Source organism: Pigmentiphaga sp. NML030171 (assembly GCF_002188635.1).
Lineage (GTDB): Bacteria > Pseudomonadota > Gammaproteobacteria > Burkholderiales > Burkholderiaceae_B > Pigmentiphaga > Pigmentiphaga daeguensis.
In genome coordinates this window covers 179,054-205,422 of record NZ_NINX01000036.1, presented here as the reverse complement: position 1 = coordinate 205,422, position 26,369 = coordinate 179,054, and the positions used below count along the sequence as shown (strand labels likewise).

Below are 26,369 nucleotides of genomic sequence, written 5' to 3'. Positions count from 1 at the left end.
TTTCCTTTCCCTGAGGCCCTCCATGTTGCTCGACGCCAACGCGCTGCCGCAGGACGCCCGGCTGCACGCGGACATCTGTATCGTGGGGGCCGGCGCGGCCGGCATCGCCATGGCCCTGACGCTGGCCGGATCCGGCCTGGACGTGATCGTGCTGGAGGCGGGGGGGCAGGAGCCCGAACCGCGTACGCAGGCCCTGTACGAGGGCACGGTCGAAGACGCCGCGCTGCACAGCCCGCTCGATCGCTATCGCCAGCGGCAACTGGGCGGCTCGACCACGATCTGGGGCGGGCGATGCATGCCCCTGGATCCCATCGACTTCGAGGCCCGGCCGTACATCGTCGGCAGCGGCTGGCCCATTGGCCCCGAGGACCTGGCTCCCTACTATCCCGCGGCCAACGCCTGGTGCGAGGCCGGCGACTATGCCTATACGATCGACGAAGCCTTCGCGGGACCGCGCAAGCCCATGCTGGAGGGCTTCGTCGAAACGCATTTTTCCACTCACACCCTGGAGCGGTTCAGCTGTCCCACGGATTTCGGCGGGCGCTACCTGCAGCGTTTGCGAACGGCGACGGACCTGCGCGTCATCCTGCACGCGAACGTGACCCGGCTGGAGATGGACGAGTCCGGCGAGGCGATCCGGCACGTGGAGGCCAGGGCGCTGGACGGCAAGGCATTCACCGTGGCGGCGGGCAGCGTGGTGCTGGCGGCCGGGGGGCTGGAAGTGGTCCGGCTGCTGCTGAACAGTCCCGGCCGCACGGGGCGCGGCGTGGGCAACGCGCACGACGTCGTGGGCCGCTACTATATGTGCCACCTGGCCGGCACCATAGGGAACATCGTGCTGGCGCCGCCCCGTCGGGCGTGGCACGGCTACGACGTCGCCGACGACGGCACGTATTGCCGGCGGCGGCTGGCCCTGCGGGCCGAGGTCCAGCGCGAGCAGGGCATCGGCAATTTCGTCGCCCGCCTGCATCACCCCAGGATCACCGATCCCGCGCACGGGACCGCCATCCTGTCGCTGCTGTTCCTGGCCCGGGCTTTCGTGCCCTACGAGTACGCCAGGCGCCTGCATGGCGACGAGCGGGTCACCGTGGGCGCCTGGCTGCGGCATGGCCTGAACGTGCTGCGGGGCGTGCCGTCGGTGGCGGGGTTCCTGTGGCATTGGCTGCGCGAGAGGACCCTGGCCGCCCGCAAGTTCCCGTCCATCATCGTCTATCCCCGGTCCCAGCGCTACAGCCTGGATTTCCACGCCGAGCAGGAGCCCAATCCGGAAAGCAGGGTGACGCTGGGCACGTCCGTCGACGAACTCGGCATGCGGCGGCTGCACGTCGACTGGCGCTACACGCGCCAGGACGTGGCGACGGTGCAGAAGTCCCTGGCCTTGCTGGCGGCCGACATCCGCGACTCGGGCATAGGTGAATTCGATTACGATCCCGGCGAGGTCGAGCGGGAGATGACGCGCTACGGCGCCTATGGCGGCCACCACATCGGCACGGCGCGCATGGGCGACGATCCTCGCACCAGCGTGGTCGACAGGAACTGCCGCGTCCACGAAGTACGGAACCTGTACGTGGCCGGAGCGGCGGTATTCCCGACGTCCAGCCAGGCCAACCCCACCCTGACCCTCGTCGCGCTGGCGCTGCGCCTGGCGCGGCACCTGCAGGCAAGGCATGCCGGCGGCGAGCCGGCCGACCCTGGGAGTCCCGCATGAAGACCCGTGTCCTGATCCTGGGCGCCACCGGCTACGTCGGCCGCCGGCTTGCCGCCGCGCTGCATGCCTCCGATTGGGCCGAGCCGGTGGCCGCGACGCGCCGCAAGCCGGCCTCGGGCGACATCGAGACGGTTTTCTGCGAAGCCACGGACACCGGGTCGCTGACCCAGGCGGCGGCCGGCGTGGATGCCGTGGTCAACTGCGTGGCAGGCAGCGCCGACGCCATGGTGGCCACGGCCCGCGCGCTGGCCGAGGTACAGGCGTCGCGCTCGCGGCCGCTGCGCATCGTGCATTTCAGTTCGATGGCGGTCTATGGCGACGCCGTCGGCAGGGTGGACGAGGATCATCCGTTCGCCAGCCTGCCGGACCAGTCCTATGGCGGCGCCAAGATCCGGGCGGAGGCGCTGCTGGCCGGCGTGCCCCAGGTCGGCATCCTGCGGCCCGGCTGCATCTACGGCGCGGGTAGTCCGCAATGGACCGAGCGCATCGTGCGCCTGTTGCGTGCCCGCCGCCTGGGCGATCTCGGGCCGGCCGGCGACGGATGCAGCAACCTCGTCCACGTCGACGACGTCGTGGCCGCGACCGCCTCGATGCTGCGGCGGGGCGCGGAGGGGCCGTTCAACCTCGCGATGGCGCAAGCCCCCAGCTGGAACGTCTATTTCATGCGCCTGGCGCGTGCCATGGGCGCCGTGCCCGTGCGGCGCATTCCCGCGCGGCGGCTCAAGCTGGAGGGCAAGCTGCTGGCGCCGCCCTTGAAGATACTGGAGATCGCCGGCGGCAAGGCCGGCCTGCGCGGGCTGCCGCCCGTGATCTCGCCCGCGCTGCTGCGGTTGTGGCAGCAGGACATCCGCCTGGACGCGCGGCGCGCGGAACAGGTGCTCGGCATGCAATGGACTACCCTCGAGGCCGGCGTGGCGGAATCCCTGGCGAGCCGGCCCGGGCAAACGGAAGAAGCGAGGAACTGACGTGGCCTATCCCTACCGCGTGGCGGTCCAGATCAGCATGTACCCGATGGACGTGCGCCATGCCCGGCACCTGCTGGCCCACCAACTGCGGGTGTGGGGGCCGATGGTCGACCGCTTCGTCGTCAGCATCGACGTCCACCGCAGCCGCGCGGGACGATATCGCGGCGCCGGCTTCGATGAGAACCTGGCGGCCCTGCGTGCCATCGTCGACGAACTGCGGGCCCGGGATCCGCGCGTATCCTGGCACGAGGTCGACTATCGCCCCGCAACCCGCCGGGAAGTGGCCCACACCTACTTCGGTCGGGACGACATTCCGGTCAAGGCCTGGGACGGCGGACCGTTCTATGCCTATTTCCATGGCCTGCTGGAGGCGCGGGCGCGGTACGTGGTCCATTTCGACGGCGACATGCTGTTCGGCGGGGCCAGCCGGCAGTGGGTCGAGGAAGCGGTGCGCCTGCTCGACGGGGATGCCGACGTGCTGCTCGCGGGTCCGCTGCCGGGGCCGCCCCGGGAGGATGGGCGGATCTTCGGCCATGGGGAAGGCGCAGAACGCCTGGACCGGCCCGAGCTGGGCCTGGCCTACCGGTTCCAGCATGCCAGTACCCGAGTGTTCGTGATGGACCAGCAGAAGCTGCGCGACAAGGTGGGCGTCCTGCCGTTGACGCCGCCGGTACTGGCGAACCGGATCAAATCGCATCTGCTGGGCAACCCGCCCATCGCGCGCGAGGCCGAGGTCATCCTGGGCGAAGTGCTGCGCGAACACGGCCTGTACCGGGTGGACTTCCTGGGGACGGCGCCGGGCATGTGGTCGCTGCACCCTCCGTATCGCAGCGACGAGTTCTATCGCCGGCTGCCGGAGCTGATCGCGGCGGTGGAATCGGGCGACGTGCCCGAGGCGCAGCGCGGCGACTACGACATGAATGACAGCATGATCGACTGGAGCGCGCAGCGCCAGGCCAACCGTCGTTCGCGCCGCCTGTGGCGGCTGCTGAAAGACCGCCTCAACCTGTCGTAGCGCGGACTGCCGGTAGTCGCCGGCGCGTGAGCCGCTGTCCCAGCGGCCGTTCGACCAGCCGGTGGCAGGCGAGTCCGGCCAGGGTGGAGACGGCGACCGCGACCAGGCAGAAAGCCGCCATGCCCGCCGTCGTGCCGCCCAGGCCTGCCTTGCGCCAGGCTTGCGACAGCGCGGACAGCACCAGCGGATGGATCAGGTACAGAGAATACGAGGCATCGCCCACGCGATGCAGGAGCGGCCACCCCGGGGTGGCGCCCGCGCGCTCGATCGCCAGGGCGCCGGCCACGATCAGGATCGAGGGCAGCCCCGCCTGCAGCAGGCGCGACGTACCGGCGGGCCAGGCACCCGATCCGGCCAGGAGCGCGAGGCCGGCCAGCATCAGCAGCCACCCCGCCGCGCTGCGCGCCGGCCATCGGCCGCCGGCATAGGCCTGGCCCAGCACCATGCCGGCCAGGAACTCCAGCATGATGTCCGACGTATAGAAGCCCGCCGCGGGCGAGGACGGCCGCAGCCACCAGCCCACCGCCGCGAGCGCCGCCAGCACGAGGCCCGTGGCGGCCAGCCGGCGCCGTTCGGGCAGCAGCAGGGCGAGTCCGAACAGGAGATAGAAGAACATCTCGTAGTTCAGCGTCCACCCCGGGACCAGCACGGGTTCCACATGGCCCGCCGGGGATGGCCAGGCGATGAAGGCATACGAGGCCAGCACGTGGGGCAGGTCGAAGCGCGCGGTCTGCAGCAGGTGGGGCGCCGCCAGCATGATCGCCACGACGAAGGAGGTGATCAGCCAGTACAGCGGCACGATGCGGACGATGCGCCGGCGGTAGAAGTCCATGGGCGTGACCGCGCGGCCGGCCGTCGTGGTCCACATGATGAAGCCGCTGATCACGAAGAAGATGTCCACGCCGTTGGACAGCCAGTCGGGCCAGGCGCCCTCGTAGCCCATGCGGGCCAGTTGCGGATGCAGGTGGAAGACGACGACCATCAGCGCCGCGATCGCCCGCAAGTGCTGGATGGAGCGGATTTCCATGTTCAGTTCCTTTGCGCGTCCGGCCCGGCGGTGCGCGGGGCGGGCAGCAGCAGGGCGCGCAGCGGGGCGATGCGGCCCGCCGCGGCGAAAAACAGGGTCGGGACCGCCAGGCCGGCCAGCCAGGCCAGCAGGGCCGCGCCCGGGGTGCCCAGCGATGGATGAAGCGCTTGCCAGGCGGCGGCCTGCACGGGCTGATGGAAGATCAGGATAAACAGCGAAGCCTTGCCCAGGTAGCCGAGCATCGGACCCAGCCCGGGCGCCCGGGCCAGGGCGCGAGCCGCGGCCAGCGTGCCGGCGATGCCGACCAGGGCCGCCACCGTGGACAGCAGCGGATCGTCGTAGCGCCGCAGGTTCAGGTCGAGCGAGGCGGGCACCAGGGCATGCCAGGCCAGGAACATGGCGGGGGCTGCCCAGCACGCGATGCGCACCCACCGGCCGGTGTCGGCCAGCACGTAGACGCGCAAGGCGTAGCCCAGCAGCATGAAGAAGCAGCCTATGGGCACCAGGTCGACGCTGAAGGGCAGGCCGCGCACGACGATCTCCTGGCCGAACAGCGATACCGGCAGGTCCCAGGCCAGGGGGACGGCCAGCGCGCCGCCCCAGGCCAGCGCCAGCAGCAGCGCCGTGCGCACCGCCGCGTGCCCGGTCACCGCACGCCGCTGGATCAGCCAGTAGGTCGCCAGCATGACCAGCCACGTGTACGGCAGGAACCACATCGGGATCCAGGTCAGCGTCTCGCCGTTGCCGTAGAGCATGGCGGCGGCGCGGTCGGCGAAGCGCTGGCCGCGCAGCGCCACCGCCGCCACGGCCAGCGCCAGCAGCACCGTGAAATACGGCTTGAGCAGGGCCTGGGCCCGGCCCGCCGCGAACGTCGCCCACGAGCGCCCCGGGCGCAGCAGGACACCCGACAGGAACAGGAAGATGGGCAGGTGGAACGAGGTGATGACATCGAGCAACCGGGGGCGCGAGTCGAACAGCCACCAGCCGTGGCCCAGGACCACCAGCGCGATGCCTATCCCCTTGGCGACGTCGATGTGCGCGTGGCGCGGTGCCGGAAGCACGGTCGGGTCAGCCATGCGCACGTGTCCTTGCCTGCTTGAACCGTTGCCAGCCCGCCCGCCAGTCTTCGTAGGGCGTCAGCATCTGCGCCAGGAAGGCCGCTACGCCGGCCGTGCCGTCCACCGTGATCCGGGGCAGTTGCCAGGCGTCGCCTCCCGGCCGCGCGCGCCCGCGCCGGATGGTGGTCGCATTGCGATAGCCGGCCTCGCGCGCCAGGTCGACGTGGCGCTCGTCGTAGCGCCCATAGGGGAAGCAGAAGGCATCGACGGCCTGACCCGTCAGGGCCTGCAGCCGCTGGCGGGATCCGGCGATCTGCGCGCGCGCCTGCTCCGGCTCCTGCCGGGTCAGGTCCACGTGGTCGGTCGTATGCGAGCCGATCTCCTGGCCCGCCTCGATCCATTGCCGCAGCTCGTCGGCCGACATCAGCGGGACCTGCCGGATGCCGTGCGCGGCATCCCAGTCGTTGGTCCCGCCCACGCGGCTGGCCACCACGTAGTTGGTCGCGGTGAACCCGGCTTCGCGCAGCACGGGCAGCGCGTGGCGCAGCACGTTCAGATAGCCGTCGTCGAAGGTGATCCCGAACACCCGGCCCAGTCGTTCGCCCGACAGGTAGGGCTGCAAGTCCCGCATCGACAGGCCGCGATAGCCCAGGCGCCGCATCCAGCGCATCTGCGCGGCGAAGGCGCCGGGCGTGACCGTAAGATGCCGGAAGGGCGTGCCCGCCGGCGGCATCGCGTCGATCTGGTGGTACATCAGGATGGGGATGGCCCGGTTCACGGCAGGACCTCCTTCGTGCCGGCCACGGGTTCGGCGCGGCGCATCTCGGCGCGCGTGCAGGCCAGGACGGCGGCGATATAGAACAGCTCGCCGCACAGCACGCCGAAGGGGGCGCCGGTGGCGCCCCAGCGCAGCATCGCCGCATGGCAGATCGCCAGCGACAGCAGTGCCGATCCCAGCGTGATGGCGGTCAGCGTGCGCAGCCGCTGCCGCAGCAGCAACAGGAGCATCAGCGGGTCCCGCAGCGACATGACCAGGAACACGGCGGCCCAGAGCTGGAACAGCACGTCGCGCTGCGCGAAATCCTTGCGCATCAGATCGATGAAGATCCAGTCGCGCAGCAGCCAGGCGGTGCCCAGGTAGACCAGCGTCATCGCCCCCAGGATGGCGGAGAACAGCGCGAGGCGGCGGAAGGTCGCGCGTGGCCCGAGCTGGTGCAGCCAGCCCGAGGCGACGGGCGTCAATTGCTTCTGCACGCCGGCCGTAACCAGGTTCACCGGCATCATGACGAGCCGGGACGCGGCCAGCGCGGCCACGGCCGCCAGGTCCAGCGTGGCCGCGGCCAGGAAGCTGTAGCCCTGGTTGAACAGCCAATAGATGACGCCGCCCGAGGCCGCCCAGAATCCGACGCGGGCGATCTCGCGCATGCGGCCCGGGGGGGCGTCGGCATCCATGTCCTGGCGCAGCGCGCGGCGCAGCAACCGGCCGCACGCCAGCGCGGACAGCGCGGCGCCGCCCAGCGCGATCGTCGCGGCGATGGGCTGGTGCATGGCCAGCAGTCCTGCCGCGATCAGGCCTACCACATAGACCGTATCGGCGGCCAGGACCGCGTGCGGCCGCTGGTAGACGAGCAGGATGCCGCGGAAATATTCCCGGTAGGTCGCGGCGGCCAGCAGGGCGACCGCCGCGATGCAGACGGGCAGGGCGTCGGGCTGCAGCGCGCCCGTCGCCCACGCCAGTGCGATGGCGGCCAGCGCCACGGCGCTGCCGGCCGCGGTCCAGCGCCGCTGGTCCCGCCACAGGCCGCCTATCCATGACCGGCGCGCATCGGCGTCCAGGCCGGGCAGGCGTATCACCAGTGGCGTCGAGATGAACGTGCCTTGCAGCGTGGTGGCCAGCATCATGCCGTTGAAGGCCAGCACGTAGTATCCGTATTGGGTTTCGCTGGCGTAGCGGATCAGGATCAGTCCGACCAGGAAATTGGCGCCGGACAGCAGTGCCTGGTCGACGATCGAACTGCCGAACAGCCGTACCAGCCGGGATGAGAACGGCGCGCCCGTCATTGCCCGTCGCGCCGGGTCTTGACCCAGCCCTGTTCCCCACGCCGGCGCAGCAGCGCATGGAGTTTCCACAACACGAAGAAAGGCGCCCGCGCCAGGTCGAGCAGCGCCCGGGGGCCCAGCGGTCCCAGTTGCCAGCCGCGCAGGATGTGCGCGCCCAGGATTATGCCCATCAGGATCGCCCAGCCCACCCAGGCCCAGGCGGCCGGCGTGACCAGCGCGGCCAGCAGCGCGAGCGCGAGCAGGGCGCCGATTTCCAGCGCGACGTAGCCGATGGGCAGGGTCAGCAGGTCCAGCGCGAGGTCCAGGCAGATGCGGTCCGGCCGCGTCAGTCCGGCGCGCAGCAGCCTGCCGGTATAGATCCGGATGACCGCGAAGCGGCCGCCTTCCCAGCGCTGGCGTTGCGAGACGGAGGCCGATCCCGTGGCCACCAGTTCGGCATCGGCGTGGGCCTCGTCCACGTACCAGACGCGGATACCTTCCAGGCCCAGGACGATGCCCTGTTCCAGGTCCTCGGTCAGCGAGACCGAGCGGAACGGATGGTCGCGCAGCAGTTCGTGGGTGAAGCCCATGCCGTTGCCGCGCAGGCCGCAGGAGACGCGCAGCCGTTCTCGGGCGCGGCCGCGGACCGCGTGGAAGGCGCCGTAGGCGATGGTGATGATGCGCGTGCGCCAGGAGTCGTCGGGATTCAGCACGCCGTAGTTGGCCTGCAGGGCCTGTGCCCCGCGTTCGATGCGGGCGGCGAAGGCCGACAGGAAGTTGGGCGAGACCACGGTATCGGCATCGACCACGGCGATGGCATCCGCCCATTGTCCGGCGGCGCTGTGGGCGATGCCGTGGGCCAGCGCATAGCCCTTGCCGCGCAGCGTGTCGTCGCGGCGCTCGATCACCGTGGCGCCCGCGGCGGCGGCCAGCCGCGCGGTATCGTCGGAGCAGTTGTCGGCGATCACGACGACGCGCATGCGGTCGGCCGGCCAGTCGATCTGCAGCAGGCTGGCGACCGTGCGCTCGATCACGGCGGCCTCGTTGTGGGCGGGGACCAGGATGTCGAAACGCAGCGAGCGCGACGCCGGCTGCGGTATGGGCGCCCGCCACGACAGCAGCGTCATCAGGCCCAGGTAGAGGCAGGAAACGGTGGCGGGAACCGCCGCCAGGCAAAGAAGCAGATAGATCAGTCCCACGAATGGATCCTCAGGCATATTCGCGATAATGCCAGCCCGCGAGCACGGACAGTTTGCCGGCGTTGGCGCAGGCGCGTGCGAGCCAGTGCGCGCTGCGATGCATGCCGGCAGGCAGCGTGACCAGGGCGAGCAGCAGCGCGGCCAGCGCCTGCGCCAGCGCGCGGGCGAAGAACAGCAGCTTGTGCGCCGGCCCGAGGCCACCCAGCTTGCCTTCCAGGAAGTGGCGGGCGTAGTCCTGGCCCCCGCGCAAGGCGCGCGCCAGGATCCATTTCAGGCGCAGGCGGGACGGCACCACGTCCTCGGTGGCCACCGCCTCGTCGCACCAGACGATCCGCGCGCCCTGGCCCACCAGCCGCATCAGCAGATCGCCGTCCTCGCCGCCGGTGAGCCCGAACGAGGGGTCGAACGGCCCCGTCGCCTCCTGGCCGGCCAGCCACCGCGCGGCGATCAGGGCGTTGCCTATGCGCATGACGTTCAGCGGCACGACCGAGCCCGTCGCCATCCGGGGGCCGTCGTAGAACCCGCCACGCCGGATCCAGGCCGGTGCGTCCGTGGGTACGACCGGCACCACGGGGGCCAGCACGCCGTCGGCAGCATGGTCCCGGGCGGCGGCGTGCAGCGTCTGCAGCCACGTCGCACCCACGCGTTCATCGTCGTCGACGAAGGCCAGCCAGTCCGCGCGCGCATGGGCGACGCAGCGGTTGCGGGTCAGCGAGATGTTCTTTTCCGGTTGGACGTCGTAGACCAGGGGCGCCGGAAACGTCGCCCGGCGCGCTTCGACCACGGCCCGGGCGCTGCCGGCCGGATCGTTGTCCACTACGACCACCTGGACCGGCGCGAGCGTCTGGCCGGCCAGATCGCCCAGCAGCGCGTCCAGGCGCTCGGCGCGCCGGTAGGTGGCGATGCAGACCGCGATGCGGGGCGGCTCATTCATGCTGGACTCCGGTGCGGTGGGCGGAGCCGCCGCGGACATAGGCCTTGCCCAGGAACAGCAGCCGGGTGATGCCCCAGCGGTCGAGCACGGTCTCCAGCAGGATCGGCAGCAGGATGCCGGAGGCCAGGCCGCAGGCGAACAGTACCACCGGTTCGTGCACGTTCAGGTGGGTGAGCAGGATGCGGCAGCCGGCGGTGCCGAACACATGGAACAGGTAGATGGAATAGGAGTAGCCGCCTATGCGCACCAGCGGTTTCCATTGCCAGGCGATCGCATACAGGAAGGCGATGCTGACGGCCGAGTACAACTGCCCCGACAGGGCGTCGGCCGACAGGTGCGGAACGTTCCAGCCGGCCAGGCTGGCCTGGTGCCAGACGAGGCAGACGAGCAGGGCGGCGGCCGCGCAGGGCAGCCAGTAGCGCGGCAGCGAGGCGGGCGCGTCCAGGCCCGGCGTGCGCCGCAGCGCGACGCCCAGCAGGAAGTAGGGCAGCAGGTAGAACGCGCCGTTGATCGAGAACGGATCAGCGGCGAACCTGATGTGCGGCAGAACCAGGAAGGCCAGCAGCGTGGCCGTCCAGAGCCAGCGGCGATTGCGGCCGGCCCCGGAGACGTCCAGGACGTAGATGATGATGAAGATCAGGAACAGCGCCTGGAGGAACCAGAAGTGGTCGTAGGCGTAGAACATGAACCGGAACCACGAGCCACCGTGTTCGACGTTGACTTCGCCGACATGGCGCTGCACGTACTGGTAGACCTGTCCCACCATCAGCAGCGGCAGCAGCAGCCGCCGCACCTTGCCGCGGAAGAAGGGCACGAAATCGCCGGCCTGGGCGGGCCGGCGCATGGCATAGACGTAGCCGGACAGGAAGGTGAACAGCGGCATGCGCAGGTACACCAGGCTGTCGGAGAACCACCGCAGCCACGCGTCATCCGGCAGGCGCAGGCCGCGTACGTCGTCGCCGATCACGTGGTAGGCGACCAGCAGGATGCAGGCCAGGCCGCGCAAGGTCTCGATGCGCAGATCGCGTGAGTTCATGGACGGGTCTCCTGTCCGGCGGTGCCACGGACGATCTCGAACCACGGGCTGGATTGCTCGGACACGGCGTACAGGCGCACGCGCACGGCCTGGTCTCCGGATGCCTCCGTGGGCAGGGGCGCCATGCGCCGCCCCGCGCCGTCCAGTGGGTGGACGGCGACCGGGCGGCCCAGCGTGGCGATCTCGAGTTCCAGTGGATGGCGGGCAAGCCAGGTGGGGCCTGGAGTGGCGCGGGGCGCCGACGGGCCCGCCGCGCCCGCATCGGGTTCGAGTGTGATCCACCCCGGCTTGCCGGGATAAGGGATCACGCGCTTGGGACGCGCAGGCTGGGAGCCCGGCTGCCTGCCGGCGGTGGCGCTGCCCACGGTCAGCAGCATGTGGCCGGACTCGGCCAGGGCGCGTCCATCCAGGGGCGTCAGCAGCAGCGACAGGGGGGCCGCGGGACTGGTGGGCCGAATTGAATTGCCCGCCGCGGAAAGGCGGCCGGCCAGCGGGCCGAACACCCCCCACGCCTGGGGGGCATCGACGATGACGAGTTCTTGCGCCGGATCGTGGCGCACCTGTCCATCGGGCGTGGTCTGCCCCGGAGGCGGGGGAGGCGTCCAGGACGCATCGTCGGTGCCCTGCGCCTGGGCCAGCCGGAACGACCACGCGTGCGCGGGAACGACGGACAGCCGGCGCTCGACGCTGCGTTCGAGCGCGTCGGCCGCGGTCGACTGCGCGATGTCGAGCGCGGCGGATTCGGGCAGGGGAAGATCGAGGCTGCGCGCCAGGGGACGGACGTACGCCGAGCGGAACAGCAGGGCGCTTTGTCCGGCCAGGGCCAGCTTGCCCCAGTCCCCCGCCAGCGAGAAGCGCGTCGGCCCCTCCGGCGGCGGCCATTGGTCGGCGTAGTCGAAGAAGAACAGCCCGTCCCAGTCCTGCAGCGAAGCGAGGGTCGCCATGATGGGGAGTATCGCGGAGCCGCCGGGGTTGGGATAAGGCTGATTGTATTCGCTGACGACGAAGGGTTTGTTGGCGTCGCGCCGCAGCGACAGGGCCAGCAGGCGGGACAGCTCGGACGAGCCCGACGCGCTCGCGGCCGTCATGCGCCAGTCGTCCGCCCGGTCTTGCGCGCCGCCGGCGACAGGGTGGGCGACGTACACGTGCTCGTCCACGTAGTCCATGTCCCGCTGCGAGAAGAGATTCATGATGCCGCCGAACGCCATCTGCGTGCCGGTGACGGGCACGCGCGGATCGGTTTCCTCGTGCACTACGCGACGCAGCCGGGAAAAATAGGCCGCGTCGGTGTCGGCCAGGAATTGGACGAAATCGCGCTTCTTGCGAGGGGCTTCGACGCGTCCCGGCGCGCGGTCGACGCCCAGCCGCTGCAGCATCCGGTCCATGCGCTGGGCAGCGAGATCCAGCGGCCCATTGGGGCCGTCCTCATCCTCCGGCGCTGGCAGGGCGCCGGCCCAGGCGGCACCCGGGCAATGGATCCAGGCGCGGCACGCGTCCTCGATCGAGCCGTGGCGTTCCGCCAGCCATGCCTGCCAGCGGCGCTCCAGTTCGGGCGCGTAGTGGCGCTGCCTGGCCTCGGCCCAGGCGCCGCGCCGGGTCCACGACCACAGCAGCGAGGCCTCGTTGTTGATCTCCACCATGGCCAGGCCGGGATGGCCTTTCAGGCCCAGCCGCCGGATCAACTGGCGGGCGTAGGCCTCCTGGCGGTCGACCAGGGCGGAGGCATACACGTGCAGCGGCGAGGCGATCGAGGTCGAGTCCCGGCCGGCATCCAGGCGCGGCAGTCCATCCACGGCGGGCCGGAACCGGTAGCCTACGTGCAGGTTCAGGTTCACGTACAGTCCCTCGCGGGCCAGGGCGTCGATCAAAGCCCGCAGCCGCGCTATCGCCTCGGCGTGGAAGGTGGGGTAGGGACCGTCGGTCAGGATGCCGATGGGGGCTGCGCCGGGGCTGGACGGCAGCGAATCCAGATGGTGCAGGCGGACCGCGTTGAATCCCAGCTTGCGCAGCCGCCGCGCCAGCGCGGGGGCTTGGTCGGCGGGAGGAAAGTTGGCGCCGAAGCTCAGGTTGATGCCGAACAGGCGGACCCGGCGATCGTCCGCCGTTCCCGGGATGCCGTCGGCGCCGACGGCATAGAAGTGGCCTTGCCGGGCGACGATGCGGTCGGCGGGGGAAAGCGGGCGGTCGAGGGCGGACTGGTCGGGCGGCCCGCCCAGGCGATCCTCGTCGATTGCGTAGGGATACGGTGCCGGGGCCGCTTCCCGGGCCGCGATGGGGGCCGGCGCGAGCGTGCACAGGCCGGCGGCGACCATCCAGGCCCCCAGGCGCGGTATCAGCATGGCGCGTCCCGGCGGGCAAGCCGCAGCCGGGCCGACACGGTGACGGACGAGAAGACCAACACCATGTTCTGCAGCGATACGTCGCGCAGGAACTGGCTTTCCGAAAAGTTGCTGATGACCATCAGCACCAGGATGGACAGATGCAGGGCCGCCTCGTCGCGATCGATGCGCATCAGCAGGAACAGCGACGCCAGGTGCCACAGCAGCAGCCCGATGAAAAGCACGAGGCCGACGATGCCCAGCTCGTTCAGCAAGTCGATGTAGCCGTTGTGTCCGTGCGACGGCATCCAGCCGAACTCGTCCGCGATGAACTGGGCCGGTCCGCCTTCCCCGATCCAGAAGGCGCCGTAGCCGATGCCGAAGGTCAGGTGCTGCCTGGCGGCGGCCAGCACCAGCCGCCAGATCTCGGTGCGGCCGGTCAGGTCGGGGCTTTTGTTGAGCAGCGTGGCGATCGGCGCGATCACGTCCTGCCAGGTGGGCAGGCGCCCGGTCGCGATGTAGAAGAGATAGGTCAGGGCCAGCAGCAGCGACAGCCCCACCAGCGAGGCGATCAGTCCCGCATGGCTGTTTCGTACCCATCGCTGGCGCAGCGCGAGATAGACGGCGATGCCGACCGCGGTCACGAGCATGGAGGTCGTGCTCTTGGACATGTACAGCACGAAGATGCTGAACAGCGTGGCCGCCGCCGTGCGGCCCAGGGGCAGGCGCCTTTCCATGCACTCGCGCAGCCACAGCATCACGCACAGCCCGGCCACCGCGCCCAGCAGGTTTTTCTGCCACATGATGCCGCGCCAGGCGCCGTCCAGGAACAGATCGACGCCGATGTGCGGCAGCGCCACCGCGACGAAGGCGGACACCGCGACCAGCGCCGACAACGTGCCCAGCAGGGCGTGAGAGAACTGGCGGGGTGTCGCGATCGGCGGCGAGATGACGATGCCCGTCAGCAGCAGTCCGCCCAGCAGCACGACGCGCTTGATGGTGACGTTCGGGGCCGGCGACCAGGCGATCGAGGCCGCGCAATAGATCAGCAGCAGGATCAGGAACGGGTTCATGCGCCGGAAGATGCCCAGCGCTTCCGCGGGATGGCGGTAGGCCAGCCAGCCGGCCGTGAGGAAAATGGTGCCGAACTGCACCTGCCTGAGCAGCGAGCCTTCCGCGATCTGGTGCCCCGCCTCGGGGCCGAGCTCGCCCATTTGGAACGTCGTCGGCACCAGCGAACAGATGAAGCAGAGCGCGACCAGCGCGCCGATCAGGAAGTGATCGAGGCGCTGCGCCGGGGCCGGACCGTCCAAGTCATGCACTCCGCGAACGAAGCCCCGGTTTTCGTGCCGAAGCCCCCCGGGCGCCCCCGAATTCGTTGTAGACCGCGCCCAGGATCTCGACGCCGGCGCTGCGCAGCTGGCCGGTGGCTTCGCGCATGGCCTTGAGCGAACTGCGGTGCTGGCGTGCCACCAGCACGCAGGCTCCTACCTGTCCCGCGATGATCTGCGCGTCGGCGGAAAGGATGGCCGAGGGCGTGTCGACGACGAAGGCGTCGATGTGCTGCTCGAGTTCGCGCATCAGTTGCCGCAGGCCCGTGGTGCCCAGGATCTCGGTGGGGTTGGGCGGGCGCGGCCCGCGGTCGATGACCTGCAGGAGCGGGAAGTCGGGCAGGGGCGGGCTGGCTGCGGCATGCGCGCGGCCGGCCAGCATGGTCGACAGTCCCGTCGCCTGGCGCACGCCCAGCAGGCTGGGCCGGTCCGGTCCCCGCATGTCGGCGTCGATGTAGAGCGTGCGCAGGCCGGCCTGGGAAAAGGCGATGGCCAGGCTCGCGGCCAGATAACTCTTGCCTTCGCCGTCATCCGGGCTGACCACGGCGAAGGCGATCCGGCGCTGCTCGCCGAAGCGCAGCGACAACTGGGTGCGGATCCGCCGGATGGCCTCGGCCTCGGAGTCGAAGGGCGCATGGGCGATGGACAGCGTCGACGATACGCCCGATTGCGGCGAAGCCGAGATCGCGTAGCGGAACTGCTGCGCCAGCACGGTCCGTATCTGTTCCTCGGTCAGCAGGCCGAGCCGGATCGCGGCTTCGCCGAAACGCAGCCCCTGTTCGGCCTGGGCCGCGGCGATGCGCGTCACCTGTTCCGGCGTAAGCATGCCGGCCTGCTGGAGGAGTTCTCCCAGGCGGCCGTGGTCGTTGGAAATGGGGGGCGTCATGCTTTTGCTCCGACGGCGCCGATGGTGCCGAGCACGGGCAGCCCGAGATCATGCGTGAGGTCGTCCTCGCAGCGCACGCGGCGGAACGCCAGTTCCAGCGCCAGTGCCAACATCAGGCCCAGGACCAGGCCGACGGGTACCCCCAGCGCCATGGACCGCAGCAGGCCCGGATTGGACGGCGCGCTGGGCGCCTCGGCCTGGCGCAATACGGTCGCGCCGGGCAAGGTGATGCTGCTGGCCATCAGCAGCGAGTCGTACTTCTGCACGGCGGCGTTGTAGACCTGCTGGGCGCCCGCCAGTTGTTGACGGTACGACGCCAGCCGGTCGCGGTATTGCATCAGGTCGAAGACTTTCTTGCGCTGTTCCTCGATGGCGCTTTGCAGCGAGGCTTCCTGCAGGGCCACCCGCGAGGCGTCGCTGGCCTGGCGGTCCACCGCCGCCCGGGATTCGCGGGCCAGTTGGCCGTTCAGGTTCTGCTGCTCCTGGCGCAGGCTCTTGACCGTGGGGTGGTTGGCGCCCAGGGTGGCCTGCACTTCCAGCAACCGCTGGTTGACGGCGTTCAGGCGATCCTTCAGCGCGTTGATGACCGGCAGGCTGCCGATCTCGGGAATTTCGTCGGGACGCAGGCCGTTGCGGATCATGGCCTGCGTGGTCTGGCGCTGCGCCGTGGCCTGCTGCCGCTGGGCCTGGTACTCGGCCAGTTCGCTCTGCATCTGCCGCAGCCGCTGTTCCTCCAGGCTTTCCGAATTCGGCAGGTCGATGACGCCGGTCTCGCGCTGGTAGGCGCTGAGCTTTTCCTGGATCGCATCGACCTGTCCGCGCAGCTGCTCGAGCTGCGCGGTGTATTGCTCGGTGCGCGCGCGAGCGGCCTGGTTGGCGATGCTCTGGCTCAGGGCGATGTAGGCGTCGACCACGGCCTGGGCGTGGGCGCGGGCCGATTCCGCGTTGCGGTCGGTGTACGAGACTTCCAGCACCCGGCTGCCGCGCTTGTTGGCGACTTCGGTGTTCTTGATGATCCGGGTGATGAGGCCGTCCCGCGCCCGGGCCTCGCCCACCTTGCTGGCCGCTTCACGGAAATCGGCGCTTTCGTCCAGATGCAGCTGGTCCACCACCTTCTCGGCGATGGCCCGGCTCTTGAGCATGTCGATCTGGGTCTGGAGATAGCTGTCGTCGAGCAGCGCGGAGAAGTTGCGGCCGGCGATGGGGTCGTTTTCGCGGTAGTCGACATAGATGCTGGCCGTGGCCGACCACTTGGAGGCCTGCAGCAGCGAGATCGCCGCCGCGGCCACCAGGCAGGTGGCGGTGATGGCCGCGACCAGGGGCGCGCGGGCGCGCAGCATCGCGGCGATCTGCCGGACGGACAGGAGGGGAGGAGAGGCGGATGGCGAGGTCAAGTATGTCCCTGGATAGCATGCGGCCGGGATGCCTGGCTGGCGCCGGCCATACGGCTGGCCGCCGAATTGTGCCATCGAAGTCCGCTGGACGGCATCCGGCGTTTATCCTTGTTTGACGGCCGGCCCGTTCAGGCCGCTTCCAGCAGCCCGTCCAGCTTGCGCGCATCCGCGACGAACGCCCGTATGCCCTCGGCCAGCTTGTCAGTGGCCATCGCGTTCTCGTTCAGCGCGAAGCGGAAATCGGCCTCGCCCAGTTGCGCCCCGGGCGGCACGGTGCTGCCGGGGGGCGTCAATTGGCGGGGCACCGCGCCGTCGGCCGCCTGCAGCTGGCCCAGCAGCTCGGGGCTGATCGTCAGCAGGTCGCATCCGGCCAGCGCCAGGATCTGCCCGACATTGCGGAAGCTGGCGCCCATGATCTCGGTCGGGACGCCGGCGCGCTTGTAGTGGTCGTAGATGCGCCGGACCGACTGCACGCCCGGATCGGCGCTGCCGGCGTTGGCCGCCTCGTCCCAGGCCGCGCCCTGGTTCTTCTTGTGCCAGTCGTAGATGCGGCCGACGAAGGGCGAGATCAGCTGCACCCGGGCCTCGGCGCAGGCGATGGCCTGCTCCAGCGAGAACAGCAGGGTCATGTTGCAGCGCACCCCCTCGCTTTGCAGCACGCGCGCGGCCTGGATGCCTTCCCAGGTCGAGGCGATCTTGATCAGCACCCGTTCCCTGGGGATGCCCGCGGCGGCGTACAGCGCCATGATGGCGCGGGCGCGCTCGACCGTGGCGCGGGTGTCGAAGGACAGGCGGGCGTCCACCTCGGTGGAGACCCGGCCCGGCACGATGTCCAGGATGGCCTGGCCGAAGGCCACCAGCAGGCGGTCCATCCGCTCGGCCGTGGAAGCGCCCGCGTGGTCCCGCACCACCCGGTCCAGCAGGGGCCGGTATTCGCTCTTCTGGACCGCCTTCAGGATCAGGGAAGGGTTGGTCGTGGCGTCGGTGGGACGGAACGCCCGCATGGCTTCGAAGTCGCCCGTGTCGGCGACGACGGCGGAATGCTGGCGCAGGGCTTCGAGCTGGTTGGACACGGTTCCTCCGTATAACAGGTTCTATAAGCTATAATTGTAAGGTTTGACGTTCAAATTCCACGTCCTCCCCTTAGCGCGTACCCCGATCCCCGCTGCTGATTCGTACAACCGCGTGCTGCAGATCATCTGTTGCAGCCGTAGCCGTCGAAGGCCTGGTGCCGCCATGCGATTCGCCGTCCCGTGCCCGTTTCCGGTGCCGCAGGACGGCGGCGAGTGGCGAGTTGGCACCGCGCCAGGCCCGCGCAGGAAGCTGCGCAAGAATGGCTGAGCCGGGTTGTGCCGCCCGACACCTTGCGGCGCCTGTTGGCGTACCCTCGGGAGGAGGACTCCATTCGGAGATTCTCTCTTGTTGCCGTCTCTCTTTCCCGAGACTACCCCCGCAATACTGGCGCTTGCCGACGGCACGATCTTTCGTGGCACGTCCATCGGGGCGCCTGGCCATGCAGTGGGCGAGGTCGTGTTCAATACCGCCATCACAGGGTACCAGGAGATCGTTACCGATCCCAGCTACAGCCGCCAGATCGTAACGCTCACCTATCCCCACATCGGCAATACCGGCATCAACGACGAGGACCGCGAGGCCGCCAAGGTCCACGTGGCGGGCCTGGTCGTGCGCGACTACTCGCTGGTCGTGTCGAATTTCCGCTCGCAGCGTTCGCTGTCCGACTATCTCGTCCAGCAGAACGTCGTGGGCATCGCCGGCATCGACACCCGCAAGCTTACCCGGATCCTGCGCGACAAGGGCGCCCAGAACGGCTGCGTGTACGCCGGCAGCGACGAACAGGAAGCCCTGCGCCTGGCGCGCGAATTCCCCGGCATGTCGGGCCTGGACCTGGCCAAGGTCGTGTCCGTGGACAAGGCCGCCGAGTGGACCGAAGGCATCTGGCGCCTGGGCGCCGGCCACGCGCCCAAGGGCGATGGCCGCTTCCACGTCGTCGCCTATGACTTCGGCGTGAAGTGGAACATCCTGCGCCTGCTGGTGGACCGCGGCTGCCGCGTCACCCTGGTGCCGGCGCAGACCCCGGCGGCCGAGGTGCTGGCCCTGAATCCCGACGGCGTGTTCCTGTCGAACGGCCCTGGCGATCCCGAGCCCTGCGACTACGCCATCGAGGCCACCCGCGCCTTCTTCGAGCGCCGGATCCCGGTGTTCGGCATCTGCCTGGGACACCAGATCATGGGCCTGGCGCTGAACGCCAAGACGCTGAAGATGAAGCTGGGCCACCACGGCGCCAACCATCCGGTCAAGGACGTCGCCACCGGCCGGGTCTTCATCACCAGCCAGAACCACGGCTTCGCCGTCGACCCCGAGACCCTGCCGGCCAATACGCGCGTCACGCACGTGTCGCTGTTCGACGGCTCGCTGCAGGGCTTCGAGCTGACCGACCGGCCGGCGTTCTGCTTCCAAGGCCATCCCGAGGCCAGCCCGGGACCCCACGACATCGTCGTCCTGTTCGATCGGTTCACCCAACTGATGCAACAGAGCAAGCAACAAGGTTAAGCCGCGTCATGCCCAAGCGTACAGATATCCAAAGCATCCTCATCATCGGCGCCGGCCCGATCGTCATCGGCCAGGCGTGCGAGTTCGACTACTCGGGCGCGCAGGCCTGCAAGGCGCTGAAGGCCGAGGGTTACAAGGTGATCCTGGTCAACAGCAACCCCGCCACGATCATGACGGACCCGGAAACGGCCGACGTCACCTACATCGAGCCCATCACCTGGCAGGTGGTCGAGAAGATCATCGAGAAAGAGCGCCCCGACGCGCTGCTGCCCACCATGGGCGGGCAGACCGCGCTGAACTGCGCGCTGGACCTCGACAAGCAGGGCGTGCTGGCCAAGTACGGCGTGGAGCTGATCGGCGCCAACGCCCATGCGATCGAGAAGGCCGAGGACCGCCAGAAGTTCAAGGACGCGATGACCAGCATCGGCCTGGAGTCGGCCAAGTCGGGCGTCGCCCACTCCATGGACGAAGCCTGGGACATGCAGCGCCGCATCGCCGAGCAGACCGGCACCAGCGGTTTCCCGGTCGTGATCCGGCCCAGCTTCACGCTGGGCGGCACGGGCGGCGGCATCGCCTACAACGCCGAGGAATTCGAGACCATCTGCCGCCGCGGCCTGGAGGCCTCGCCCACCAGCGAACTGCTGATCGAGGAATCGCTGGTCGGATGGAAGGAATTCGAGATGGAAGTCGTGCGCGACAAGGCCGACAACTGCATCATCGTCTGCTCCATCGAGAACCTGGATCCCATGGGCATCCACACCGGCGACTCGATCACGGTCGCCCCGGCGCAGACGCTGACCGACAAGGAATACCAGTTGATGCGCAACGCCTCGATCGCGGTGCTGCGCGAGATCGGCGTGGACACCGGCGGTTCGAACGTGCAGTTCGCGGTCAACCCGGCCAACGGCCGCATGATCGTGATCGAGATGAACCCGCGCGTGTCGCGGTCGTCGGCGCTGGCCTCGAAGGCCACGGGCTTCCCCATCGCCAAGGTGGCGGCCCGGCTGGCGGTCGGCTACACGCTGGATGAACTGCGCAACGACATCACCGGCGGCGCGACGCCCGCCTCGTTCGAGCCCACCATCGATTACGTGGTCACCAAGGTGCCGCGTTTCGCGTTCGAGAAGTTCCCGCAGACCGACGCCCACCTGACCACGCAGATGAAGTCCGTGGGCGAGGTGATGGCCATCGGCCGTACCTTTCAGGAGTCGTTCCAGAAGGCGCTGCGCGGCCTGGAAGTGGGCGTGGACGGCTTGAACCAGAAGACCACCGATCGCGAGCGCATCGAGGTCGAGCTGGGCGAGCCCGGTCCCGAGCGCATCTGGTTCGTGGGCGACGCCTTCGCGCAGGGCTTTTCGCTCGAGGAAGTGCACCAGCTGACCCACATCGATCCGTGGTTCCTGGCGCAGATCAAGGAAATCGTCGATATCGAGCTGGCGCTCGAGAAGAAGACGCTGGCCGATCTCGACCGCAACACTTTCTGGCAGCTCAAGCGCAAGGGTTTCTCCGATCGCCGCCTGGCCTATCTGCTGGACACCACCGAGACCGAGGTGCGCAAGCTGCGCCACCAGTACGACGTGCGTCCGGTCTACAAGCGCGTCGACACCTGCGCGGCCGAGTTCGCCACGCATACCGCCTACATGTACTCGACCTACGAGGAAGAGTGCGAGGCCAACCCCACCGACAAGAAGAAGATCATCGTGCTGGGCGGCGGACCGAACCGCATCGGCCAGGGCATCGAGTTCGACTATTGCTGCGTGCATGCCGCCATGGCGCTGCGCGAGGACGGGTTCGAGACCATCATGGTCAATTGCAACCCGGAAACCGTCTCGACCGACTACGACACTTCCGACCGGCTGTATTTCGAGCCGCTTACGCTGGAGGACGTGCTCGAGATCGTCGACAAGGAAAAGCCGGTCGGCATGATCGTCCAGTACGGCGGCCAGACTCCGCTGAAGCTGGCCAAGGCGCTGGAAGCCAACGGCGTGCCCATCATCGGCACCAGCCCGGAATCCATCGACATCGCCGAGGACCGCGAGCGCTTCCAGAAGCTGCTGCACAAGCTCGGCCTGCGCCAGCCGCCCAACCGCACGGCGCGCACCGAAGCCGAGGCCCTGGCGCATGCCCAGGACATCGGCTATCCGCTGGTGGTGCGCCCCAGCTACGTGCTGGGCGGCCGCGCGATGGAAATCGTGCACGAGCAGAAGGACCTCGAGCGCTACATGCGCGAGGCGGTCAAGGTCAGCAATGACTCGCCCGTGCTGCTGGACCGCTTCCTGAACGACGCCATCGAAGTCGACGTGGACTGCCTGTCCGACGGCAAGCGCGTCTTCATCGGCGGCGTGATGGAACACATCGAGCAGGCCGGCGTGCACTCGGGCGATTCGGCCTGCTGCCTGCCGCCGTACTCGCTGTCGGCCGAGCTGATCGAGGAAATCAAGCGCCAGACCGGCCTGATGGCGCGCGCGCTGAACGTGGTCGGCCTGATGAACGTGCAGTTCGCGATCCAGCAGGGCACCGTCTACGTGCTGGAAGTGAATCCGCGCGCCTCGCGCACCGCGCCGTACGTGTCCAAGGCGACCTCGCTGCCGCTGGCCAAGATCGGCGCCCGCGCCATGGCCGGCCGTTCGCTCGACGACCAGGGCCTGGGCGAGGAAATCGTGCCCAGGTATTTCTCGGTCAAGGAAGCGGTGTTCCCGTTCGTGAAGTTCCCGGGCGTGGACACCATCCTCGGACCCGAGATGAAGTCCACCGGCGAAGTGATGGGCGTGGGCGAGAGCTTCGGCGAGGCCTTCGTGAAGTCGCAGCTCGCGGCCAGCGTGCGCCTGCCTGAAAGCGGCACCGCCTTCATCAGCGTCAAGAACGAGGACAAGGGCAAGGTCATCGCGGTTGCGCGCGGCTTGCACGGCCTGGGCTTCTCGCTGGTCGCCACGCGCGGCACGGCGGCCGCCATCGAGGCCGCGGGCATCCCGGTGAAGGTCGTCAACAAGGTCACCGAGGGCCGGCCCAACATCGTCGACATGGTCAAGAACGGCGAGATCGCGCTGGTGATCAACACCGTGGAAGAGCGCCGCAACGCGATCGCCGATTCGCGGGCCATCCGGACCTCGGCGCTGGCCTCGCGCGTCACCTACTACACGACGGTGGCGGGCGCCTGGGCGGCGGTCGAGGGCATGCAGTACATGCGCCAGGGCGCCGGCCTGCAGGTGTATTCGCTGCAGGAACTGCACCGCTCGGTGGCCTGACGGCTTCCCGCCGGAACGTTCCCGGCGAGGGCGCTTCCCCGCAAGGGGGAGCGCCCTTTGTCTTGGCGCGCCGCCAGATGCGAAGGCAAGGGAAGGGCGCCGTCAGGCGTCCTTGCGCAGCTTGCCCAGGATGCCGACCAGCGCCGCCAATTCGTCCCGTGACAGGCGTGACATCTCCGCGGGCGGGCGCTGATAGGCGGCCATCAGGTCCTGCAGGGTCTCCGTACCCCTGCGCGTCACACGCACCAGCTTGACCCGCCGGTCGTCGGGCGAGGGTACCCGCTCGGCCAGCCCTGCGCGTTCGAGGCGGTCCACCAGCCAGGTCGCCGTGGATGGATCGCACCCCCACTCACGCGCCAGCGTGCCCACCGGCTTCCCCGCCTTGTCCAGCGAGAAGAGCGCGCGCGAATCGTTGGGCGTGAGGCCATGCTTCTGCTGGCTCTCCAGGCGCTGGGGGGCCGACTTCATCAGGAAATCGAACATCAGTTTCCAGGCGTCGGCGGCGCTGGAAGCCATGAATGCCTTACGCAACGAGACGAGCATCCGCCCGAAAGTCGCCTGTTTCCTGGCGGCCGAGGCCGCGCTGTTCGCCGCCGCCAGCCTGGTCCATGCCGGCGTCCTGGGCCATGCCTACGGGCATGCGAGGGCGGCCACGGCCGAAGGGATCATCGCCGGGGTGCTGATTCTGGGTTTGCTTGCGGGGCGGCGGTGGGCCGGCGCGGCCCGCCGCATTGCGCTGGGGGTCCAGGCATTCGCCCTGCTGGGGACGCTGGTGGGCGTTTTCACCATCGTGATCGGAGTGGGGCCGCAGACCTGGCCGGACCTCGTGTTCCACATCGTCCTGCTGGGGGTGCTGGTGCTGGGAATAGCCATGGCGGCGCGGCCGGCCGGTTGTTCCAAGGGTTAACCCTTGGTTTTCAAACGGTAAAGTTTGCCCGAGGGCGCTTGCGCGTTCTCGCCAGTTTTCGGACAATCTACATTGATCGCCCCGGTTCCTGATCGAGCCGGGGTTTTATTTTTCACCATCGCCATTCCCGGCCGCGCCCGTAGCGCGGCAGGCGCCAGCTTGCGCCTTCGCGGGGATGCGAAATCCACAGACGCAAAGGAAGTACACATGGCTGCCATTCCGCTGACCTTGCGCGGGGCCGAGCGCCTGAAGCAGGAACTGCATCGACTCAAGACGGTGGAGCGACCCGCCGTGATCACCGCGATCGCCGATGCCCGCGCCCAGGGAGACCTGTCCGAGAACGCCGAATACGATGCCGCCAAGGAAAAACAGGGCTTCATCGAAGGGCGCATCCAGGAGCTCGAGGCCAAGCTGTCGAATGCGCAGATCATCGATCCGGTCGAACTGGACGCGGGCGGCCGCATCGTGTTCGGCGCCACGGTCGACCTGGAGGATCTGGAGTCCAGCGAGCGTGTCACCTACCAGGTGGTGGGCGACGACGAGGCGGACATCCGGTCCAACCTGATCTCGGTATCCAGCCCCATCGCGCGCGCGCTGATCGGCAAATCGGTCGGCGACGTGGCCGAGGTGCAGGCGCCGTCCGGCATCCGGGAGTACGAGGTTCTGGACGTCCGGTATATATAGTCCCCCCCTACGCGCTGACGCGCGCCCCCCAGGGGGCGATGCGGGTGGACCGGCGGAGCCGGATCCACCGCATCCTGGACTTGAGGGGGTGGGGTTCTTTTGCCCTATTTTTGTCCTGATTCAATGTGTTGGTCTGCCCTGGAGGCTGATTGATGGCTACGGTGGTGCGGCTGTTGGCGGCGCTGTGGTGTGGGGCGCTCTGGACGATCGGGCTGGTGGTGGCGCCGTTGTTGTTTTCCCAGCTCGAGCCCATGCGCGCGGCGGCGACGGCGGGATCGCTGTTCCGGTTGCTGGCGTATGGCGGGCTGGTGGTGGCGTTGTCGATGCTGCTGCTGGACCGGCTGGGGCGCGGGCTGCCGCTGGGGGCGGCGGGGCGCCGCGCCGTGCTGCTCATGGCGGTGGGAGTGGGGTTGGGGTATTTCGGCACCCGGCCCGTGCTGGACTACGGACGAGCCCTGATCGCCGCCGGCCAGGCCGTTCCCGCCTGGGCGGATTTCGGGACCTGGCACGGGGTGTCGAGCGTGCTTTACTTCTTGGTGGCGGTCCTGGGCTTGCGGCTGGTGGCGGTCGTGCGTTGACCGCCTTCGGCCGGCCGGCCACGGGCGCCGGCGCGCAACGACAGCGCGCTGCCCGCCCGCTTGGCCGCGGGCTTGCCGGCTGCGGTCTTGCGGGCGGCGCCCAGCGTCGAACCAAGGCCCGAGGGCCGGCGGGCCGGCGTGGTGCGCGCGGCGCCCCGGCGCGAACCGGTTTCCTCGTGGATGGACGGCCGTTGGCGCTTGTCCGTGCCCAGGTAGCGTTCCCGCGCGGTCATGGCGCCGCCGTCGCGCTCGGCCCGGTCCGGGCGTTCCGCCCTGGTGCGGGCCGGTGCGGCGGGCTTGCCGGCCACCGCCAGCTTCTTGGGCAGGTGGGCTTCGTTGGCCTTGCGCGCGCCGGTACCCAGCGTGGACACGTCCGGCTTGGGCTTGCGGGCGCCCAGCAGGTCGGCCGCGTCGGGATCGCGTTCGGTGGGACGGTACAGGATGAAGATCTTGCCCAGGTGATGGACGGGCGCGCAGGACAGCTCGCCGCAGATCTTGTAGAGCAGTTCGTCTCGCGTGGCGCGGTCCTCGCCGCCGGCGCGGACCTTGATCAGGCCGTGCGCCGAGAGGTTGCGGTCGATTTCCTGCAGGACGGCGTCGCTCAGGCCCTTGTCGCCGATGAGGACGACCGGCTTGAGCGGGTGGGCAGCGGCCCGGAGGGCGCTGCGCAATGTCGAATTGATGTCTAGGACTGGCATGACGAGATTGTACGGGAGCCGGGCCAACGGCGCGATGGCCAGTCCGCAGTATGCTCCCGATAGCGCGGCGATGCCGCATTGATTTGAATCGATACCGACCCGGGCGACCGGGCAGATATGGCCAAGAACAAGTTTTCGAAGAACTGGTTGCACCAGCACATCAACGACCCCTATGTGAAGCTCGCGCAGCAGAAGGGATACCGTGCCCGGGCCGCCTTCAAACTGACCGAGATCCTGGATACCGAGAAGCTCATGAGGCCCGGCGACGTGGTGATCGACCTCGGTTCGGCGCCCGGCAGCTGGTCCCAGGTCGCCCGCGAGCGCCTGGCCGGCCCGCAGGGTACGATACGGGGACGGATCATCGCCCTGGACCTGCTTCCCATGGAGCCGGTGGCCGGCGTGGAATTCATCCAGGGCGATTTTCGCGAGGAAGCCGTGCTGCATCAGCTCGAGGCCCTGCTGGGAAGCCAGCCGGTGGACCTTGTGATTTCCGACATGGCCCCCAATCTATCGGGAGTCGGGGCTGCGGACTCGGCGCGTATCCAGCACGTGTGCGATCTGGCACGGGAGTTCGCGCAGGAGCACCTCAAGCCCGACGGGGCGCTGATCGTGAAGGCTTTTCACGGCAGCGGCTTTTCCCAGATCGTGCAGAGTTTCAAGCAGACTTTCCGCCGAGTGGTGGAACGCAAGCCCAAGGCGTCGCGGGACAAATCCTCCGAGACCTTTCTCGTGGGGGTGGGGCTGAAGAATCCCGGCGGCCGACAATAGTAGAATC

Annotated in this window: 23 protein-coding genes; 9 read left to right on the top strand and 14 right to left on the bottom strand. The window is 69.2% G+C overall.

The window, feature by feature from the left end; genetic code table 11:
- The first annotated feature begins 22 nt into the window (after nt 1-22).
- The 3 genes from CDO46_RS17360 to CDO46_RS17350 are packed head-to-tail and all read left to right on the top strand — an operon-like array spanning nt 23 to nt 3,688.
- Entirely contained in the window at nt 23-1,708 is a 1,686-nt protein-coding gene (locus CDO46_RS17360; protein WP_087839731.1) for an FAD-dependent oxidoreductase, read from the top strand.
- Nucleotides 1,705-2,673, top strand: coding sequence for an NAD(P)-dependent oxidoreductase (locus CDO46_RS17355; protein ID WP_087839730.1), 969 nt, complete (start codon nt 1,705-1,707; stop codon nt 2,671-2,673). Before CDO46_RS17360 ends, CDO46_RS17355 begins: the two co-directional genes overlap by 4 nt.
- Before the next feature lies 1 nt (nt 2,674).
- Complete coding sequence (locus tag CDO46_RS17350) at nt 2,675-3,688, top strand: capsular biosynthesis protein (protein ID WP_087839729.1); 1,014 nt, start codon at nt 2,675-2,677, stop codon at nt 3,686-3,688.
- Here the strand turns inward: CDO46_RS17350 and CDO46_RS17345 are convergent.
- The 12 genes from CDO46_RS17345 to tal form a co-directional block, all read right to left on the bottom strand.
- Nucleotides 3,675-4,715 carry an acyltransferase gene (locus CDO46_RS17345; protein WP_087839728.1) on the bottom strand — a complete coding sequence of 347 codons (1,041 nt, stop codon included), beginning with the start codon at nt 4,713-4,715 and terminating at the stop codon, nt 3,675-3,677. The genes CDO46_RS17350 and CDO46_RS17345 overlap by 14 nt on opposite strands.
- 2 nt (nt 4,716-4,717) lie before the next feature.
- Nucleotides 4,718-5,791: an acyltransferase family protein gene (locus CDO46_RS17340; RefSeq protein ID WP_087839727.1), complete on the bottom strand. Its 1,074-nt coding sequence runs from the start codon at nt 5,789-5,791 to the stop codon at nt 4,718-4,720.
- Nucleotides 5,784-6,551, bottom strand: coding sequence for a polysaccharide deacetylase family protein (locus tag CDO46_RS17335; protein WP_243724437.1), 768 nt, complete (start codon nt 6,549-6,551; stop codon nt 5,784-5,786). Before CDO46_RS17335 ends, CDO46_RS17340 begins: the two co-directional genes overlap by 8 nt.
- Nucleotides 6,548-7,834 (bottom strand): lipopolysaccharide biosynthesis protein, encoded by a 1,287-nt coding sequence (locus tag CDO46_RS17330; protein WP_176400774.1) that lies wholly within the window; start codon nt 7,832-7,834, stop codon nt 6,548-6,550. Before CDO46_RS17330 ends, CDO46_RS17335 begins: the two co-directional genes overlap by 4 nt.
- The gene (locus tag CDO46_RS17325) at nt 7,831-9,012 is read right to left on the bottom strand and encodes a glycosyltransferase (protein ID WP_243724436.1); all 1,182 of its coding nucleotides are present in this window, start codon (nt 9,010-9,012) and stop codon (nt 7,831-7,833) included. Before CDO46_RS17325 ends, CDO46_RS17330 begins: the two co-directional genes overlap by 4 nt.
- 10 nt (nt 9,013-9,022) lie before the next feature.
- Nucleotides 9,023-9,946 (bottom strand): glycosyltransferase family 2 protein, encoded by a 924-nt coding sequence (locus tag CDO46_RS17320; RefSeq protein ID WP_087839725.1) that lies wholly within the window; start codon nt 9,944-9,946, stop codon nt 9,023-9,025.
- The gene (locus tag CDO46_RS17315; RefSeq protein ID WP_087839724.1) at nt 9,939-10,982 is read right to left on the bottom strand and encodes an acyltransferase family protein; all 1,044 of its coding nucleotides are present in this window, start codon (nt 10,980-10,982) and stop codon (nt 9,939-9,941) included. The genes CDO46_RS17320 and CDO46_RS17315 overlap by 8 nt, the downstream gene beginning before the upstream one ends.
- Entirely contained in the window at nt 10,979-13,321 is a 2,343-nt protein-coding gene (locus CDO46_RS17310; protein WP_243724435.1) for a beta-galactosidase, read from the bottom strand. Before CDO46_RS17310 ends, CDO46_RS17315 begins: the two co-directional genes overlap by 4 nt.
- The gene (locus tag CDO46_RS17305; RefSeq protein ID WP_087839723.1) at nt 13,315-14,613 is read right to left on the bottom strand and encodes an O-antigen ligase; all 1,299 of its coding nucleotides are present in this window, start codon (nt 14,611-14,613) and stop codon (nt 13,315-13,317) included. Before CDO46_RS17305 ends, CDO46_RS17310 begins: the two co-directional genes overlap by 7 nt.
- Before the next feature lies 1 nt (nt 14,614).
- The gene (locus CDO46_RS17300) at nt 14,615-15,517 is read right to left on the bottom strand and encodes a polysaccharide biosynthesis tyrosine autokinase (RefSeq protein ID WP_087839722.1); all 903 of its coding nucleotides are present in this window, start codon (nt 15,515-15,517) and stop codon (nt 14,615-14,617) included.
- Nucleotides 15,514-16,911: a GumC family protein gene (locus CDO46_RS17295; protein ID WP_165963082.1), complete on the bottom strand. Its 1,398-nt coding sequence runs from the start codon at nt 16,909-16,911 to the stop codon at nt 15,514-15,516. Before CDO46_RS17295 ends, CDO46_RS17300 begins: the two co-directional genes overlap by 4 nt.
- A 128-nt stretch (nt 16,912-17,039) precedes the next feature.
- Nucleotides 17,040-17,984: a transaldolase gene (tal, locus tag CDO46_RS17290; protein WP_087839720.1), complete on the bottom strand. Its 945-nt coding sequence runs from the start codon at nt 17,982-17,984 to the stop codon at nt 17,040-17,042.
- 346 nt (nt 17,985-18,330) lie between these two features.
- Here tal and carA point away from each other — a divergent pair, with 346 nt between their 5' ends.
- Nucleotides 18,331-19,482 (top strand): glutamine-hydrolyzing carbamoyl-phosphate synthase small subunit, encoded by a 1,152-nt coding sequence (carA, locus tag CDO46_RS17285; protein ID WP_087839719.1) that lies wholly within the window; start codon nt 18,331-18,333, stop codon nt 19,480-19,482.
- Nucleotides 19,483-19,490: 8 nt separating this feature from the next.
- Complete coding sequence (carB, locus tag CDO46_RS17280) at nt 19,491-22,727, top strand: carbamoyl-phosphate synthase large subunit (protein WP_087839718.1); 3,237 nt, start codon at nt 19,491-19,493, stop codon at nt 22,725-22,727.
- Between the two features lie 102 nt (nt 22,728-22,829).
- Here carB and CDO46_RS17275 read toward each other — a convergent pair whose 3' ends face one another.
- Nucleotides 22,830-23,243: a MarR family winged helix-turn-helix transcriptional regulator gene (locus CDO46_RS17275; RefSeq protein ID WP_087839717.1), complete on the bottom strand. Its 414-nt coding sequence runs from the start codon at nt 23,241-23,243 to the stop codon at nt 22,830-22,832.
- On the opposite strand from CDO46_RS17275, the gene CDO46_RS17270 reads away from it, so the two are divergent.
- The 3 genes from CDO46_RS17270 (at nt 23,242) to CDO46_RS17260 (ending at nt 24,896) form a co-directional block, all read left to right on the top strand.
- Entirely contained in the window at nt 23,242-23,634 is a 393-nt protein-coding gene (locus tag CDO46_RS17270) for a hypothetical protein (RefSeq protein WP_087839716.1), read from the top strand. The two genes, CDO46_RS17275 and CDO46_RS17270, sit on opposite strands and share 2 nt — an antisense overlap.
- Nucleotides 23,635-23,841: 207 nt before the next feature.
- On the top strand, nt 23,842-24,318 hold the full coding sequence (greA, locus tag CDO46_RS17265; RefSeq protein ID WP_087839715.1) for a transcription elongation factor GreA: 477 nt from the start codon (nt 23,842-23,844) through the stop codon (nt 24,316-24,318).
- 152 nt (nt 24,319-24,470) lie between these two features.
- Nucleotides 24,471-24,896 (top strand): DUF4149 domain-containing protein, encoded by a 426-nt coding sequence (locus CDO46_RS17260; protein ID WP_087839714.1) that lies wholly within the window; start codon nt 24,471-24,473, stop codon nt 24,894-24,896.
- Here the strand turns inward: CDO46_RS17260 and CDO46_RS17255 are convergent.
- Nucleotides 24,845-25,594, bottom strand: a complete 750-nt coding sequence (locus CDO46_RS17255) for a YhbY family RNA-binding protein (protein ID WP_087839713.1) — start codon at nt 25,592-25,594, stop codon at nt 24,845-24,847. The genes CDO46_RS17260 and CDO46_RS17255 overlap by 52 nt on opposite strands.
- Before the next feature lie 117 nt (nt 25,595-25,711).
- Between CDO46_RS17255 and CDO46_RS17250 the strand changes: the two genes are divergently transcribed.
- Entirely contained in the window at nt 25,712-26,362 is a 651-nt protein-coding gene (locus CDO46_RS17250; protein WP_087839712.1) for an RlmE family RNA methyltransferase, read from the top strand.
- Nucleotides 26,363-26,369 lie beyond the last annotated feature (7 nt).